General features: G+C 35.4%; 15 protein-coding genes. 13 read left to right on the forward strand and 2 right to left on the reverse strand.

All coding sequences use genetic code 11. The features are described 5' to 3' along the window. On the reverse strand, window positions 1–858 hold an 858-nt coding region (locus ACIQ0D_RS06955), incomplete at its 3' end, for a hypothetical protein (RefSeq protein ID WP_395804063.1). 160 nt (window positions 859–1,018) lie between these two features. On the opposite strand from ACIQ0D_RS06955, the gene ACIQ0D_RS06960 reads away from it, so the two are divergent. Together ACIQ0D_RS06960 and ACIQ0D_RS06965 are read left to right on the forward strand one after the other, a co-directional pair. Continuing rightward, on the forward strand, window positions 1,019–2,842 hold the full coding sequence (locus ACIQ0D_RS06960) for a sensor histidine kinase (RefSeq protein ID WP_395804065.1): 1,824 nt from the start codon (window positions 1,019–1,021) through the stop codon (window positions 2,840–2,842). A gap of 51 nt (window positions 2,843–2,893) precedes the next feature. Further along, entirely contained in the window at window positions 2,894–3,589 is a 696-nt protein-coding gene (locus tag ACIQ0D_RS06965) for a response regulator transcription factor (protein WP_395804067.1), read from the forward strand. Between the two features lie 22 nt (window positions 3,590–3,611). Here ACIQ0D_RS06965 and ACIQ0D_RS06970 read toward each other — a convergent pair whose 3' ends face one another. After that, window positions 3,612–5,153, reverse strand: coding sequence for an aldehyde dehydrogenase family protein (locus ACIQ0D_RS06970; RefSeq protein ID WP_395804069.1), 1,542 nt, complete (start codon window positions 5,151–5,153; stop codon window positions 3,612–3,614). A 236-nt stretch (window positions 5,154–5,389) separates the two neighbouring features. On the opposite strand from ACIQ0D_RS06970, the gene ACIQ0D_RS06975 reads away from it, so the two are divergent. The 11 genes from ACIQ0D_RS06975 (at window position 5,390) to ACIQ0D_RS07025 (ending at window position 15,305) form a co-directional block, all read left to right on the forward strand. Then, window positions 5,390–6,793, forward strand: coding sequence for a tetratricopeptide repeat protein (locus ACIQ0D_RS06975; protein ID WP_395804071.1), 1,404 nt, complete (start codon window positions 5,390–5,392; stop codon window positions 6,791–6,793). Between the two features lie 130 nt (window positions 6,794–6,923). Then, window positions 6,924–7,694, forward strand: a complete 771-nt coding sequence (locus ACIQ0D_RS06980; RefSeq protein WP_395804073.1) for a phosphosulfolactate synthase — start codon at window positions 6,924–6,926, stop codon at window positions 7,692–7,694. 41 nt (window positions 7,695–7,735) lie between these two features. Then, the gene (locus tag ACIQ0D_RS06985; protein ID WP_395804075.1) at window positions 7,736–8,515 is read left to right on the forward strand and encodes a shikimate dehydrogenase family protein; all 780 of its coding nucleotides are present in this window, start codon (window positions 7,736–7,738) and stop codon (window positions 8,513–8,515) included. Next, entirely contained in the window at window positions 8,515–9,096 is a 582-nt protein-coding gene (gldD, locus tag ACIQ0D_RS06990; protein WP_395804077.1) for a gliding motility lipoprotein GldD, read from the forward strand. The genes ACIQ0D_RS06985 and gldD overlap by 1 nt, the downstream gene beginning before the upstream one ends. After that, entirely contained in the window at window positions 9,093–10,400 is a 1,308-nt protein-coding gene (locus tag ACIQ0D_RS06995; protein WP_395804079.1) for a M20/M25/M40 family metallo-hydrolase, read from the forward strand. Before gldD ends, ACIQ0D_RS06995 begins: the two co-directional genes overlap by 4 nt. Window positions 10,401–10,470: 70 nt before the next feature. Then, window positions 10,471–11,109: an MBL fold metallo-hydrolase gene (locus tag ACIQ0D_RS07000; protein ID WP_395804081.1), complete on the forward strand. Its 639-nt coding sequence runs from the start codon at window positions 10,471–10,473 to the stop codon at window positions 11,107–11,109. 31 nt (window positions 11,110–11,140) lie between these two features. Continuing rightward, window positions 11,141–12,370, forward strand: a complete 1,230-nt coding sequence (locus tag ACIQ0D_RS07005; RefSeq protein ID WP_395804083.1) for an FtsX-like permease family protein — start codon at window positions 11,141–11,143, stop codon at window positions 12,368–12,370. A gap of 652 nt (window positions 12,371–13,022) precedes the next feature. Continuing rightward, window positions 13,023–13,157: a hypothetical protein gene (locus ACIQ0D_RS07010; protein ID WP_395804085.1), complete on the forward strand. Its 135-nt coding sequence runs from the start codon at window positions 13,023–13,025 to the stop codon at window positions 13,155–13,157. 161 nt (window positions 13,158–13,318) lie between these two features. Next, window positions 13,319–13,651, forward strand: a complete 333-nt coding sequence (locus tag ACIQ0D_RS07015; RefSeq protein ID WP_395804087.1) for an arsenosugar biosynthesis-associated peroxidase-like protein — start codon at window positions 13,319–13,321, stop codon at window positions 13,649–13,651. An 86-nt stretch (window positions 13,652–13,737) separates the two neighbouring features. After that, entirely contained in the window at window positions 13,738–14,694 is a 957-nt protein-coding gene (arsS, locus tag ACIQ0D_RS07020; RefSeq protein WP_395804091.1) for an arsenosugar biosynthesis radical SAM (seleno)protein ArsS, read from the forward strand. Between the two features lie 26 nt (window positions 14,695–14,720). After that, a complete protein-coding gene (locus ACIQ0D_RS07025; protein ID WP_395804089.1) occupies window positions 14,721–15,305 on the forward strand; it encodes a TIGR04282 family arsenosugar biosynthesis glycosyltransferase in 585 nt (194 codons plus the stop codon). Window positions 15,306–15,358: the final 53 nt, after the last annotated feature.

Genomic DNA, 15,358 nt, shown 5'->3' on the forward strand with positions numbered 1-15,358 from the left:
CTTGCTATAATTTCCGTTAAAACTGCTCGCTTCATCACTATAAACCTGCTTAAATTCACTGTTAAGGATCTTAAGCTTTAATGGAGTGTTGTTTGATACATTAAATGAAATCCCCATTTTGCCGCTCGAAAAATTAGGAAAAAGTGTAAGATCTTCCACTTTTAAATCAGTAATGGCATCTTTTATTCCTGTTATTTTCTCTGCATGTACTTTCTCAATATCAGAGATGCGGATATTCATTTTGCTTGGGATTCCGTCTTTATCAATATAATTATAGCTAAATGAGGAAGTGTTTTTTATGTCTTCAACTACATGAAAAGGAGTTCTAAGTGCTGATCGCTCGGGATTTGCTCTAAGTCCCATACTTGGTTGTCTTTCTCGGAAATTTCGCTCGGCAGTGATGCTACGCTGCCTTAAATTACTATCTAGTCCGTCGATTTTAAAACCAAAGCCATTCATTAATGAATCGATATTCATTTCTTTCCCATCGAATTTAAATATGCGAACATCACTTTTTTTGCGATTATTAAGATCTAGCTCAGCTTCCCCATCTCTCTCATCATTCCAATGTAATACCAAGGGTTCTTTGCTATTTCTCTTTTTGATGATTACGCTATTTTCTGTTATGCCATCCATATCCTGACCCATTTCTTTGAGTTCTTTTCTCAGTCGAATACGATCTTCGGCTTTTGCATCATTTAATTTTTGCCCATTAATAATGGTATCACCATTTGTGATGATGATACTTCTAATAATTCTTTTTTCATTTTGAGCATTTACCGATGAGCTAGAGCTTGCGATAATAAAAACGGAAAAAGCCATTAACAGCAAATGGGGATTTAGGAGATATCTTTTCATAAGTTTCTTTTTTAATTGATTGATGCAATTAATGCATTAACAATCTTTTTAATTTTTACTCATCAAAAATAAAAAGCGATTTTCTTTGATTTTGTTAATGCTTTGTTAAAAAATGTTAAAACTAAGCTGACAAAGAGCATGTTGCGTATTTTTGATTGTCATGAAACGGAAGAGTATCAGTTTAATTATTGTATTAATGAGCATTGCCTTAGTTGGTGTTATGGCTATGCAATTGTATTTTTTCAGACAATCATATCAGCTACAATCGCGATTATTTGATCAATCTGTTCATGAGGCGCTAAAAAATGTGGTGGATCGTTTAGCTAAAAGCGATGCAAATAGTTTTTTGGAGAAGAAGGTTGAGATGATGATACCTTCAACTAATACAGTTCAACAGCAGCCCCAATTTGTAAGCGAAGTACAAAAGCTGAAAAAAAATTTTCAAAAAAGACCGAGACTGTCAGATGAAAAATATTTAGCTAGGGAGCAAAGTAGGGCAGACAGTATTTTTAGGCTGCGGGATAGCATGTTAAGAGCAAAATACCCAGTCGTTTTCTCTTTTAATGATGTAATTAGTCAGACGGATTTAAAAGATCTTAAGTATAACTTTCAAGTGGATGTTTTTCAGGTGGAAGATGCTTTTGGGCAGGTTCATGAGGAAACAAGGCGTACTATTTCTAGGGCTTTGACAGGAAATAATTTGAACACGAATAATTTATTAGCTGATTCTGTTACACAATACATCGTTGTAGATCCGATTGAGGGGACTTTTTTACGTACAATACCTCGACCAAGGATTAAAAATTTTCTTAGGACTGAGCCAGAAGTTGAAAATACGGCCCAAAAGGTAGAGAAGTTTTTTGCAGCTGGGAAAAATGATAAGGAGGAGGTATTTAAAGATCTTTATCAGGAGTATAGCGAAGTAAATGTGCCTTTGAGTAGGAGGGTACATCCACAAACACTTGATTCGATGCTTCGTGCGGAATTGAGAAGTCTTTCAATTTTTAGTGATTTTGATTTTAAAGTGAGCTCGGCTAAGCGCGATACAGTTATATTTCTTCGTGCTTCAACAAAATCTGGTTTTTTGCCTTCCAATAGTTATGAAACGCCACTTTTTCCGAAAGATATGATTCGTGATTCGGGAATGTTGACCATTAATTTCCCTAATAAAAACAACATCATTCTTTCCAATTTAACGGCAATGATGGGACTTTCAGGTGCTTTATTGCTGGTTTTAATTTTTAGTTTCGGCTATACCATTCATTCTATATTGATGCAGAAAAAGATTTCTGAAATGAAAACAGACTTCATTAATAATATGACACATGAGTTTAAAACTCCGGTAGCGACTATCATGATAGCTAGTGAAGCTTTAAAAGATCCGGAACTTACTTCTGATAAAAGGAGTATAGACCGCTTGGCTAATATTATTTATGATGAAAATGTTCGTTTAGGAAGTCATATCGAAAGGGTATTAAACATTGCTAAAATTGAAAAGGGCGATCTTAAGCTGGAGCATAAAGAAGTAGAAATGAACGATCTGCTTGCTGCAATTGTAGATAGCATGTCTTTGCAATTGGAAAAACGAAATGCGAAGATTGAGCTCCAACTTAATGCAAATTATGCAACAGTTATGGGCGATGAACTACATTTATCGAATGTAATTTTCAATTTATTAGATAATGCCAATAAATACAGTCCCGAGAACCCTCAAATAAAAATTAGTACTCAAAACACGGCAAAAAGTCTAATTATTAAGGTATCTGATAAAGGTATTGGGATGAGTAAAGATCAATTATCGAAAATATTTGATCAATTTTACCGTATTCCGACAGGCAATTTACATGATGTGAAGGGATTTGGCTTGGGCTTGAGCTATGTTAATAATATTGTAAAGCGGCTCAATGGGACGATAAAGGTTAAAAGTGAAAAGGATGTAGGTTCTGAGTTTGAAATTAGTCTGCCAATAAAGGCTTTAGCATAGTTTTTGTTGAATGTTTCTTAAAATTTTCTATCCTTTCGGGGGATTATGCATATGAAAAGAGTTTTATTAGCCGAAGATGATCCTAATTTGGGCATGCTTTTACAGGATTACCTTCAGCTGAAGGGGAAATTTGAGGTTGTACTTTGCCGTGATGGAGAAGAGGCATTTCGCGCTTTTACTAAGGAGCATTTTGATATATGCATTTTGGATGTGATGATGCCTAAGAAGGATGGATTTACATTGGGTAAAGAAATCAGGCGTATAAACCCTAGTATTCCTATCATATTTGCTACTGCAAAGGCGATGATTGAGGATAAATCAGAGGCCTATAATTTAGGTGGGGATGATTATATCACCAAGCCATTTCGGATTGAGGAATTACTGTTACGAGTAAATGCTTTGCTTAAACGAGTGTCAGAGCATGGAGAATCTAATTCGGCAGATCTTCCTTCAAAATTCGAGATTGGCAATTATAAATTCGATTATACGGCCCAATTGATTTTTCATGGTGATACACAGCAAAAAGTATCTACAAAAGAAGCCGAGCTACTTCGTTTATTATGCCTGAAGAAAAATCAGGTTTTGACTCGTGAGGAGGCATTATTAAGCATCTGGCACGATGATAATTATTTCAATGGTCGTAGTATGGATGTATTTTTGAGCAAATTAAGAAAGTATCTCAAAGAAGATCCAAAGGTTGAGATAATCAATGTTCATGGTAAGGGCTACAAGCTTTTGGTGAATTAAAAGCTATGTAGCCCTGCTTAAATTAAAAATCAAACTTAATCCCTTGAGCTAAAGGCAATTTGTCTGAATAATTGATTGTATTTGTTTGTCGGCGCATATAAGCTTTCCAAGCATCAGAACCTGATTCTCTACCACCTCCTGTTTCCTTTTCGCCACCAAACGCACCACCAATTTCGGCACCAGAAGTCCCAATATTAACATTAGCAATTCCACAATCTGATCCAGCATATGATAAAAATTGCTCAGCTTCTCTCAAATTTAGGGTCATAATTGCTGATGAAAGTCCCTGCGGAACATCATTCTGCATAGCAATAGCCTCATCTAAAGTTTTGTATTTCATTAGATAAAGTATTGGTGCAAAAGTTTCATGCTGAACAATTTCAAAATTATTTTGAGCTTCAGCGATGCATGGCTTTACATAGCAGCCTGATTCGTAACTACTTCCTTCGAGAGCACCACCTTCAACAATAAAATTACCACCTTCAGCTTTACATTTTTCAATGGCATTGAGGTAATTATTTACGGCGTCTTTATCGATTAGCGGACCGACATGCATATTTTGATCGAGCGGGTTACCAATTTTTAATTGTTTGTAGGCATTTACCAATTTATCTATAAAAGTATTGTACACACTTTCGTGGATTATAAGACGACGTGTTGAGGTACATCTCTGACCAGCTGTACCTACTGCTCCAAAAACTGCACCAACCAATGACATGTCGAGGTCGGCATCTTTAGATATGATAATGGCATTATTTCCACCAAGTTCCAACAAGCTACGACCTAAACGGGCTCCTACTGCTGCGCCTACAGCTTTTCCCATGCGGGTAGAACCTGTTGCGGATAAGAGTCCGATACGTTTATCATGACTCATTAGCTCACCAATGCTACGCTCACCAATTATTAAATTGGAAGTCCCTTCAGGCACACCATTAGCTTCAAATACTTGTTGAATAATATGCTGGCATGCAATTGCGGTAAGTGGAGTTTTCTCGGAGGGTTTCCAAACGCAAACATTTCCACAGACTAGAGCGAGCGTAGCATTCCAAGCCCAAACGGCAACGGGAAAGTTAAAGGCTGAAATTATTCCTACCACTCCCATAGGGTGCCATTGTTCATACATGCGATGTGCCGGACGTTCGGAGTGCATGGTTAGGCCGTATAATTGACGTGATAATCCGACAGCAAAATCGCAGATATCGATCATTTCTTGCACTTCGCCATAACCTTCTTGTAGACTTTTACCCATTTCATAGCTAACGAGCTTACCTAAATCTTCTTTTTTATTTCGAAGAGCATCGCCTAATTGGCGAATAACTTCACCTCTTTTTGGTGCGGGCCAAGTATTCCAGATTTTAAATGCTTTTTTAGCACTGTCGAGAGTATTTTCATAATCGGCATGCTTTGCAAAATATACTTTAGCAATTGCTTTCCCATCCACAGGAGAATGGATAGTGCTTGGCGCTGTTGAATCAGCGCTTGACCATAGTTTACCTGTGCTTGAAGCATGATTAACAGCTTCTATCCCAAGGTTATGTAATATCGGAATGATGTCTATATGCATAAAATTTCGTATTTTTGTAAAGTTAAGCATTTCCCCTCAAGGGTATTTACCAAATTAAACAATAAGCTACTCTAACAACAGCTAAAAAATTCTATTCAGGCAAAAGATACATTAGCTTGTGAGGATGTGGAAAAATAAAAGTGGAGAATTTATTCATTTATCTTAAATTAATAAATTGAAATTACCCGGTTTTTATTTAGTAGGCATAGGAGTATTTAAAGGGGAATAATTTTAGGATGGAAGAAGATTTCGAGTTTGGTTTTTCCGAAGATCCCAGATTTTCGGTAGAAAGATATGAAGAAATGATCCGTAATCAGGATCAATACTTTTTTGATGCGCAGGCATTTGAAAGTATCATTGAATATTATGTTGAAAAAAATGATCCGATAAAAGCGCTTCAGGTATCTGAATATGCAATCAATCAACACCCATTTGCAGCAGTATTTTCCATTAAGCAGGCACAATTATATTTGGCTACCAATCAGTTTGATCAGGCATTTGAATCTTTAAACAAGGCTGAAATGTTGGAACCATCTGACGCGGATATCTACACAATTAGGGGAAATATTTACGAAGGTTTAGAGCGTAATCAGGATGCTTTAGAGAATTATGAAAAGGCGCTTGAGCTTGCAGAAAACACCGATGAGATATTACTTCATATTGCCTATGTTTATCAAAGTATGGGCGATTATGAGAATGCGGTAATTTATTTAAAGCGATGTTTGGAGCAGAACATGGAAAATCAAGATGCTCTTTATGAACTTGCATTTTGTTATGATGTACTCGATAAGCAGGAAGAAAGCATTAAATTTTACGAACAATATATTAATAATGAACCTTATTCTTATGCTGCATGGTATAATTTAGGAAATGCTTTCAATAAAATGGATTTGTATGAAAAGGCGATCGATGCCTATGACTATGCAATCCTAATCAAGGACAATTTTGCTTCTGCCTTTTTTAATAAGGGTAATGCCTTAGTAAATTTGGATCGTTATAGCGAGGCGATTGAGGTTTATAAACACACTTTTGAGTATGAACCGCCAAGTGGCGATACTTATACCGCCATTGGCGAGTGTTATGAAAAGCTTGAGCGTATGGATGAAGCTCGTTCATACTATAAAAAAGCTGTTAAACTTGATCCCACTCAATCGGATGCTTGGTTTGGAATTGGTGTAACCCTCGACTTTGAGGAGCGATATTTTGAATCTTTATATTTTTATAAGAAGGCTCTCGATCTTGATGATAAAAACGCCGATTATTGGTTTGCGATTGCGGATGCGCAATACAAACTTAAGCAAATGGATGAATCTGAGAAGGCATATGAAAAAGTGTTGGAGCTAAATCCAGTAGATATTGAGGGTTGGCTTGATTATTCATCGATTTTATTTGAGCAAGAGAAACTAGATGAAGCGATTGAAGTTATTTCTGAAGGAATAAAAAATAATCCGGACTCTGCCGAACTATATTACCGCATGGTAGCTTATCTTTTTGCAGCTCATCAAATTGAGGAAGCGCTTGTTTATCTTGAAACAGCCTTAAACGCGGATCCTGATAAACATCATATCCTTTTTGAATATCTGCCTCAGCTGCATGAAAACAAGGTTATTATAGATATCATTAACCGTTATACTCGTTAAAATCCTAAAAAAATTATTAATCCTTAGGTCTTAATTTTTTTTCGGAAATTTGCAAAAAATTTAAAAGGCCTTTTTTGATGTTAAATTGAACATTGGACTGATAAAATATTCTAAAGCAATAGATTAAAACATGAATTATACTTTAAAAAATATCCCTGATAGACTTCAAAAGCCGCGTGTTAACGGACTTACCATGGTTATGGATAAGGGACTTAGTGTTCGCCAGATAGAAGATTTCTTAGAAGTTGCGGGACCGCATACAGATATCGTTAAATTAGGTTGGGCTACTTCATATGTAACTCCTAATCTTGAAAACAAATTAAAGGTATATCGTGATGCTCAGATTCCTGTTTATTTTGGGGGTACATTATTTGAAGCGTTTATCATAAGAAATCAGTTTGACGATTACCGTAGGATTTTAGATAAGTACGGTATGAAGTTTGCAGAGGTGTCTGATGGATCAATTAGCATTCCTCATGATGAAAAATGTGAGTATATCCGTAAGTTGAGTGAACAAGTAACAGTTATTTCTGAGGTAGGATCAAAGGATGCTGCAAAGATTTTTGCACCATATAAGTGGATTAGCTTAATGAAAGCTGAAATTGAAGCAGGATCTTGGAAAGTTATTGCTGAAGCTCGTGAGAGTGGCAATGTTGGACTCTACAGAGATTCGGGAGAGGTAAGACAGGGCTTGGTTGATGAAATTTTAACTCAAATACCTGCTGAAACTATTATTTGGGAGGCTCCACAAAAAGCACAACAGGTATGGTTTATTAAATTGATTGGAACTAATATTAACCTTGGAAATATTGCTCCTGCAGATGTAATTCCAGTTGAAACGTTACGTTTGGGTTTAAGAAGTGATACTTTTGATCATTTCCTTGATATGGAAGCTAAATAATTAATAATTCAATTGATAGGGCCTAATTTTATAGATTAAATATGAAAAAATACGGCTTGATTGGATATCCATTAACGCATTCTTTTTCAAAGAAATATTTTACAGAAAAATTCTTGAAGGAAGGCTTGGATAGTTATGAGTATGAGCTTTATCCTTTGCCTAATCTAAGCGATTTACCTGAATTAATAAATGGAATTCCCGATTTATGTGGCTTAAATGTAACTGTACCTCATAAAATTGGGGTTATGTTTTATTTAGACAAGGTTGATCCTGCAGCCAAAGAGATTGATGCAGTAAATTGCATTAAGATTGTTAATAGTCAGCCAGTAGAAGCGTTTTTTAGCGGAGAGTTATCATCAATGCAAATGAGATTAGAAGGCTATAATACAGACGCTTATGCCTTTGAACAATCTCTGAAACCTCTTTTAAAAAAGCATCACCATAAAGCCTTAATTTTAGGTACAGGTGGTGCATCTAGAGCAGTAGCCTATGTACTTAAAAAATTAGGAATTTCTTTTAAAAAAGTATCTAGAAGAGCAACAGGAAAGCAATTGACTTATAAAAAACTTGATGCGGATATTCTTAGCGATTATACCCTAATCATCAATACAAGTCCGGTGGGTACTGCCCCCCACAATAGTGAATGCCCAGAAATTCCATATGAATTTTTAACAAGTAAGCATTTGCTTTACGATTTGGTTTATAATCCGGTGGAGACTGAATTTCTTAAACGTGCTAAGGCGAAGGGTGCTGCTATTAAAAATGGTTTAGAGATGTTGCATTTACAGGCCGAAAAATCCTGGGAAATTTGGAATAGCTGATGAATTGTAAATTTTTGATTGGCCTTTTTGTTATTTTTATTTTAATTTCTTCCTGTGGAAGTGATTATTCGCCAAAGCCACGAGCTTATTTTAAGATTGATCTTCCGGAAAAAAAATATCAGAACTATAGTAGTAATTGCCCCTTTAGTTTCGAATTTCCAGTTTATGCAAGTGTTATTCCTGATAAAAAAAAGGATGCTAAACCCTGCTGGATGGATATATATTACCCACAGTTTAACGGGCGAGTACATTTAAGTTATCAAACTTTTAGCACTAGAAAACAATTTGATTCTTTAGTTGAAGATGCTAGAACTTTTGCATTTAAGCATACGGTTAAAGCTACCGCTATTGATGAAGCCATGATTTCCTATCCAGAAAAAAGGGTTTATGGCATTCATTATTCCATTGATGGAAATACGGCTTCTTCAGTTCAGTTTTTCCTGACCGATAGTACAAATAATTATTTACGAGGGGCTTTATATTTTAATGAGCAGCCTCGTCTTGATTCCATTCAGCCTGTGCTTGATTTCATTAAAAAAGATATTGATCACATGATAAAAACATTCAAATGGCAAAAATGATGAAGTTGATTTTAGCAGTTTTAATGATTATTCTGGTTCATTCTAGTGTTCAAGCTCAGCTTAGCCAAGATGAAAAAAACATTATTGAGCACATTAAAAAGCATTTTGGCGAGTCGGAAGAGCTTTTAATTGAGTCGGTAAACATTAATAGTGGAACCCTGAATGTGGAGGGTGTTAAAAAGGTTGGTTCTGTTTATCGTAGAGAGTTTGATAAGCTTGGTTTTTCTACCGAGTGGGTGTCGCTTCCAGATTCATTACGCCGAGCAGGTCATCTAGTGGCCACTAGGAAGGGTAGTCAAGGAAAACGATTATTTTTAATTGGCCATTTAGATACTGTATTTGAACTAGATATGGCTTTTAGCCCCTATACCAAACTAAATGATAGTACGGCTACTGGTCAAGGAGTAAATGACATGAAGGGTGGAAATGTAGTCATTATTTCGGCCTTAAAGGCACTTCATTCTCTTGGTTTATTAGATAACACTCAAATTATAGCTTATTTTACAGGCGATGAGGAAAGTTCGGGTTTTCCTCATGCGGTGGCTCGTAAAGATTTTATTGAGCGTGCTAAAATGAGTGATATTGCTTTAGGTTTTGAGGGAGCACAAGGATTAAATACAGTTGCTGTTGCGCGTAGAGGAATTGGTGGCTGGGTACTTAATGTTGAAGCTAAAACAGGGCATTCGGCAGGAATTTTTAGTCAGAGTGTCGGACACGGCGCTATTTTTGAAGCGGCTAGAATTATTAATGAATTTAGAGAGCAACTGAAAGATGAAAAGTACTTAACTTTTAATCCTGGATTAATGAGTGGTGGTTCAGAGATAAAAATAGATAATGCAAATGCCAAACTTGAGGCAATTGGCAAAACTAATATTATTTCTCCTGCCGCTTATGTTGCTGGTGATCTACGATTTATTTCGGAAACGCAAAGAGATCGTGCCCGTGAAAAAATGAATGCTATTACAGCTCGAAGTTTAAATGGAACGAAGTCGAGTATTCGTTTTACCGACGGACTTCCAGCTATGGAGCCTACAGCAGGAAATTATAACTTAGTAAGTTATTTAGATAAAATAACACGTGACATGGGCATTGGAGCTACTTTAGCAGGTGATCCTGGCGCACGCGGTGCTGGAGATATATCAGATATTGCTAAATATGTAGATTGCTTGGATGGTTTAGGAGCATCAGGCTCTGGGGCACATAAGCCAGGTGAAGTAATTAATTTGAAGGAATTACCCTTGTTGATTCAGCGTGCAGCTTTGATGATTTATCGCTTGTCTAGAGATAATCATGGTTTTAATTGATTAAGATAATTATTTTTTCAAAAAGGGTATTTACCCTTGCTACATTTTTTATAAAGAGGTAAATTAATTTATGATTCAAATAAAGTCTTTCGCATTTAATCCTTATCAGGAAAACACCTATATCCTTTTTGATGAAACCTTAGAATGTGTGATCATTGATCCTGGAATGTATACTGGAGATGAGCAAAATGAATTTTTGAAATTCATTTCCGACAATAAATTAAAACCTGTTTTACTTCTTAATACACATTGTCATATTGATCATGTTTTGGGGAATAAATTTGTGTTTGATACCTATGGTTTATTACCTCAATTCCATCAGGGTGAAGAAATTGTCTTAAACTCAGTAGTTTCTTATGCGCCACAAATGGGAATTCGTTATGAAGTTTCGCCATTGCCTGAGGTTTATTTGCCTGAGAGTGGGACAATCAAGTTTGGTACTTCTGAGCTTGAGATCATTTTTGCACCTGGACATTCGCCTGCGCATGTATGTTTTTATTGCCAAAAGGATGAGTTTTTAATTGGAGGGGATGTGCTTTTTTACCGAAGCATTGGCCGTACCGATTTGCCTGGTGGGAATCATGAACTATTGATTAAAAATATACGTGAAAAATTATTTTCGTTACCTAATGATTGTCGGGTTTATCCGGGTCACGGACCAGCCACTAGTATTGGATTTGAAAAGCAACACAATCCTTTTTTGAAATAAAATAATTTATTGTAAATCAATTATTTATAAATTGAATACATCTTACTATATCGCCAAAAGGTATCTCTTTTCGAAGAAATCGGTCAATGCAATCAATTTTATTTCGGGGATTTCCATGCTTGGTGTTTTTGTAGGTAGCGCCGCTTTAATTATCATTTTATCGGTATTTAATGGATTTGAAACCATTGTACTTTCTATGTACAATACGTTTAGTCCCGATTTACGTATCGAAACTCTAAAAGGCAAGACTTTTGATCCTAGTACAAGTCCTTTTTTAATTTTGAAGGAAGATCCTCGGACTATCAGTTATACTGAAGTATTGCAAGAAAAAGCTTTGGTTAGGTATGGCGAATCGCAGTCGATTGCCTCTATAAAAGGCGTTAGTGATGGGTTTTTACGGAATAGATCAGCGCTTGATTCGGCCATTTCTAGCGGAAGTTTTACCATTCATCATTCTGGTCAAGAGATGGCTGTTATTGGCTATGCTCTCCAAAATTTTTTATCGGTAAACCTCGATAATGAATTTCAAAGTTTGGAGGTATTCTCTCCCCGTAAGGGTGCTTCTAATTCCCTAAATCCTGCCGATGAATTCAATATCCGCTCGATATATCCATCGGGTGTATTTATGGCCCAGCAGGAATTTGATAATACGATGATTGTACCCATCCGCTTTGCGCGAGAATTAATGGGTGAGAATAAGCTAGTCTCAAATATTGAGATAAATGTCCGAAAGGGAGTTAAAATTGATGACTTCCAAGATGATATGGAGAAATTGCTGGGTAAGGATTTTATAGTCAAAAATCGCAGTCAGCAGAATGAATTACTCTATAAAATCTTGAATTCGGAGAAATGGGCAATCTTCCTCATTTTAACCTTTGTACTGATTATTGCTATTTTCAATATTATTGGATCTTTGACCATGTTGGTGATTGATAAACGCAAGGATATCGCTATTTTAACGAGCCTTGGAGCCGATAAAGCCCTTATTCGAGGCATATTCTTTATCGAAGGAATGATGATCTCCATGCTTGGTTGTATTGTAGGAATGGCCGTTGGATTGATTTTTATACTACTGCAACAGAAATTCGGTTTTATTAGCATGGGCGGTGCAAATATGATGATTGATACATACCCAGTTGCGATTAAGTTTTTTGATTTTGTTCTTGTTTTCGGTACTGTTCTAACGGTTTCAATTATTGCATCGGCTATTTCTTCCAGACTCAGTGTTAAGAATATTGGGAATTTGAGGGAGGATTTGTAGGATAATTAAGGCACAGGAGAGCTAGCAAGGGTTAGGCGCTTAGATGGTGCTTTCTGTTTATTTTGAAGGTATTTTTTGCTCTAACATTGTTTAGAATTAGGTTATGAAGCATTTTGCAAAAGATGTGGCTCTCGTGAAGACGCAGAATAACGGAGGAAAGAAAATGGGAAAAGCGGCTGGTACGTTGACAACTCTGACTAGAGGAGCGATAATTAGTACGTTGTATTTAGTACAGAGTATTTAGAAATGAGTGGATTGGAAAATTGGATTTTTAAAAACCATGGAGAGTTTTAGAAATGTAATTATTAAGGAATTGATGAAAATTCGGTATTGTCATTGCGTGGGTACCGAAGCAATCCGATTCTAGACATATTAATTTTAGGGCTTTGGATAATTATATAGATTGCTTCGTCGTGCCTCCTCGCAAAGACAAGGCGGTATTCCATTATTAAAAAAATGAATTTCACGTCTCTGCGTCTCTACGAAAATTTCCTTAAATCTGCGGGAGAAAAAAATAAGAAATGGACTGGTACGGTGACAACACCGACCAGAGGAGGGATAAATAGTACGTAGTATTTAGAAATGAGCTGGTTAGAAAATGGGGTTTTAAAAAACCATGGATATTTTTAGATATATAATTATTAAGAAATTGATGAAAGGTAAGCCCTTGATGAACCTTAATCTGCCATTCATTGCTACAAGCTGGCCTGGTGTTTGTAATTACGATGCAGATATTGTCTTAGTATATGCTATTTTCAAGTATGCTCTTTTGCATTTAAGGCATTGATTTCTTAATGTTTATTTATCAAAACCAACCTTTATTGCTAGCTTAATTAATGAAATTAGAACTGTTTTATCGTAAAAGTTCATTAGAGTGTATATGAATTGTCTTTACCAAGACAATTAAACAAGGCTTTATTACTTATTTTTGTATAAATAAAAAAATTTATGAAAACCTATTATAATCCTGAAGATCTTAAAAAGTTCGGTAATATTTCTGAGTTTGAGCCAAATCTGTCGAAGAAATTCTTTGATTACTATGGCGAAGTTTTTAAAGAAGGGGCATTAACAGCTCGAGAAAAATCATTAATAGCTCTTGCAGTAGCTCACGCGGTTCAATGTCCTTATTGTATTGATGCTTATACTCAAGATACAATGGAAAAAGGCTGTGATGAACAACAACTTATGGAGGCTGTTCATGTGGCTGCCGCAATTAAAGGTGGGGCGGCTTTGGTTCATGGAGTACAGATGATGAATAAATACAAAGAATTATCCATGTAATGAGTACAAAATCCCTATTTGCACTAAAGCATAATTTATCGACTTCTGAAAATCAAATCAATTTTTTAGGAAGTTCACAATTAACTATGTTTTCAGAAAAACTTGGACAACAAAATTTATTTCCTTTAACAACAAATAAATTAGAAATATTTCAGGTTAATCTTGGTAAAATGTGCAATCAGGTTTGCAAGCACTGTCATGTGGATGCGGGTCCTGATAGAAAAGAAATAATGACAAAAGACACCATGCAATTATGCTTGGATGCTATTGCTAAATCAGGTGCGCATACAGTTGATTTAACTGGTGGTGCTCCAGAGATGAACCCTTATTTTAGATGGTTTGTTGAAGAACTTACCAAGCTGAATAAAAATATTATTGTCCGCTGCAATCTTACCATCATACTTGCAAATAAAAAATACAATGATTTACCTGAATTTTTTAAAGCACATAAAATAGAGGTTGTTTCTTCATTGCCCTATTTTACGGCTTCAAAAACAGATTCGCAAAGAGGTGATGGTGTTTTTGAAAAATCAATTATGGCATTAGCCATGTTAAATGAAGTTGGATATGGATTAGAAGGCAGTGAATTAAAACTAAACCTTGTTTATAATCCTTCAGGAGCATTTCTTCCGCCCGATCAAATGGCATTGGAAAAAGAATTTAAAGGGAAATTAAAAAGTTTGTACAATATCAGCTTCAATAAGCTTTATGCAATTACCAATTTACCAGTAAGCAGATTTTTAGAATATCTTGTACGAAGTGAAAATTATGATAATTACATGGAGAAATTGCTTAATGCTTATAATCCTGTTGCTGCAGAAAATGTAATGTGTAGGAATACGCTTTCTGTTAGTTGGGATGGATTTATTTACGATTGTGATTTTAACCAAATGCTTGAAATGAGAATTGATGTAGAAAATAAATTTCAACATCTCTCAAATTTTAATCTTGATAAACTAAACAAAAGAAATATTAAAACAAATCAGCATTGTTACGGATGTACCGCTGGCGCAGGATCGAGTTGTTCTGGTAATTTAGCTTAATTTATATGCTGAGTAATAATTTATTAATGATCTTTATTAAAAATCCTGAGCTTGGTAAAGTAAAAACAAGGCTTGCTAAGTCTATTGGTCATGAAAAAGCCTTAAATGTTTATCATTTGTTATTAGATCACACCCTAAAAATTGCCAATGCAATAAAAACAGATAAGGCAGTTTTTTATTCGGATTATATAAACGAGAATGATATTTGGAGAGAAGGTGATTTTAAAAAATTATTACAAAAGGGAGAAAACTTAGGAGAAAAGATGTCAAATGCATTTATAGATGCCTTTAAAATGGGTTATAAAAGAGTTGTTATTATTGGTAGCGACTGTTTTGAATTAAATCAAGATATACTAAGCAATGCATTTAAAATATTAGAAGAAAACGAAGTTGTTATTGGTCCAGCAAAGGATGGAGGATATTACTTATTGGGTTTACAAAAATACCATAAACAGTTTTTTGAGAACAAAACCTGGAGTACTGAAAATGTTCTGTTAGAAACCTTGCTTGATCTTTCAAATTTGAATCTCAGTTTTAAACTTTTGCCTACACTATCTGATATTGATGATGAAAAGGATTTAAATAATTATCCAACTATTTTAAACAATTAAAATAAGTGTATTAAAACCTTTTAGCAAGGAGATTGAAAATGTTGACTAGATTA

This window comes from Daejeonella sp. (assembly GCF_044342615.1).
Lineage (GTDB): Bacteria > Bacteroidota > Bacteroidia > Sphingobacteriales > Sphingobacteriaceae > Daejeonella.

Bases quoted from the DNA above. Each gene is read 5' to 3' on its own strand.
- ACIQ0D_RS06960 (WP_395804065.1), top strand. From the start codon at position 1,019: ATGAAACGGAAGAGTATCAGTTTAATTATTGTATTAATGAGCATTGCC.
- ACIQ0D_RS06965 (WP_395804067.1), top strand. From the start codon at position 2,894: ATGAAAAGAGTTTTATTAGCCGAAGATGATCCTAATTTGGGCATGCTT.
- ACIQ0D_RS06970 (WP_395804069.1), bottom strand. From the start codon at position 5,153: ATGCATATAGACATCATTCCGATATTACATAACCTTGGGATAGAAGCT.
- ACIQ0D_RS06975 (WP_395804071.1), top strand. From the start codon at position 5,390: ATGGAAGAAGATTTCGAGTTTGGTTTTTCCGAAGATCCCAGATTTTCG.
- ACIQ0D_RS06980 (WP_395804073.1), top strand. From the start codon at position 6,924: ATGAATTATACTTTAAAAAATATCCCTGATAGACTTCAAAAGCCGCGT.
- ACIQ0D_RS06985 (WP_395804075.1), top strand. From the start codon at position 7,736: ATGAAAAAATACGGCTTGATTGGATATCCATTAACGCATTCTTTTTCA.
- gldD (WP_395804077.1), top strand. From the start codon at position 8,515: ATGAATTGTAAATTTTTGATTGGCCTTTTTGTTATTTTTATTTTAATT.
- ACIQ0D_RS06995 (WP_395804079.1), top strand. From the start codon at position 9,093: ATGATGAAGTTGATTTTAGCAGTTTTAATGATTATTCTGGTTCATTCT.
- ACIQ0D_RS07000 (WP_395804081.1), top strand. From the start codon at position 10,471: ATGATTCAAATAAAGTCTTTCGCATTTAATCCTTATCAGGAAAACACC.
- ACIQ0D_RS07010 (WP_395804085.1), top strand. From the start codon at position 13,023: ATGAAAGGTAAGCCCTTGATGAACCTTAATCTGCCATTCATTGCTACA.
- ACIQ0D_RS07015 (WP_395804087.1), top strand. From the start codon at position 13,319: ATGAAAACCTATTATAATCCTGAAGATCTTAAAAAGTTCGGTAATATT.
- arsS (WP_395804091.1), top strand. From the start codon at position 13,738: ATGTTTTCAGAAAAACTTGGACAACAAAATTTATTTCCTTTAACAACA.
- ACIQ0D_RS07025 (WP_395804089.1), top strand. From the start codon at position 14,721: ATGATCTTTATTAAAAATCCTGAGCTTGGTAAAGTAAAAACAAGGCTT.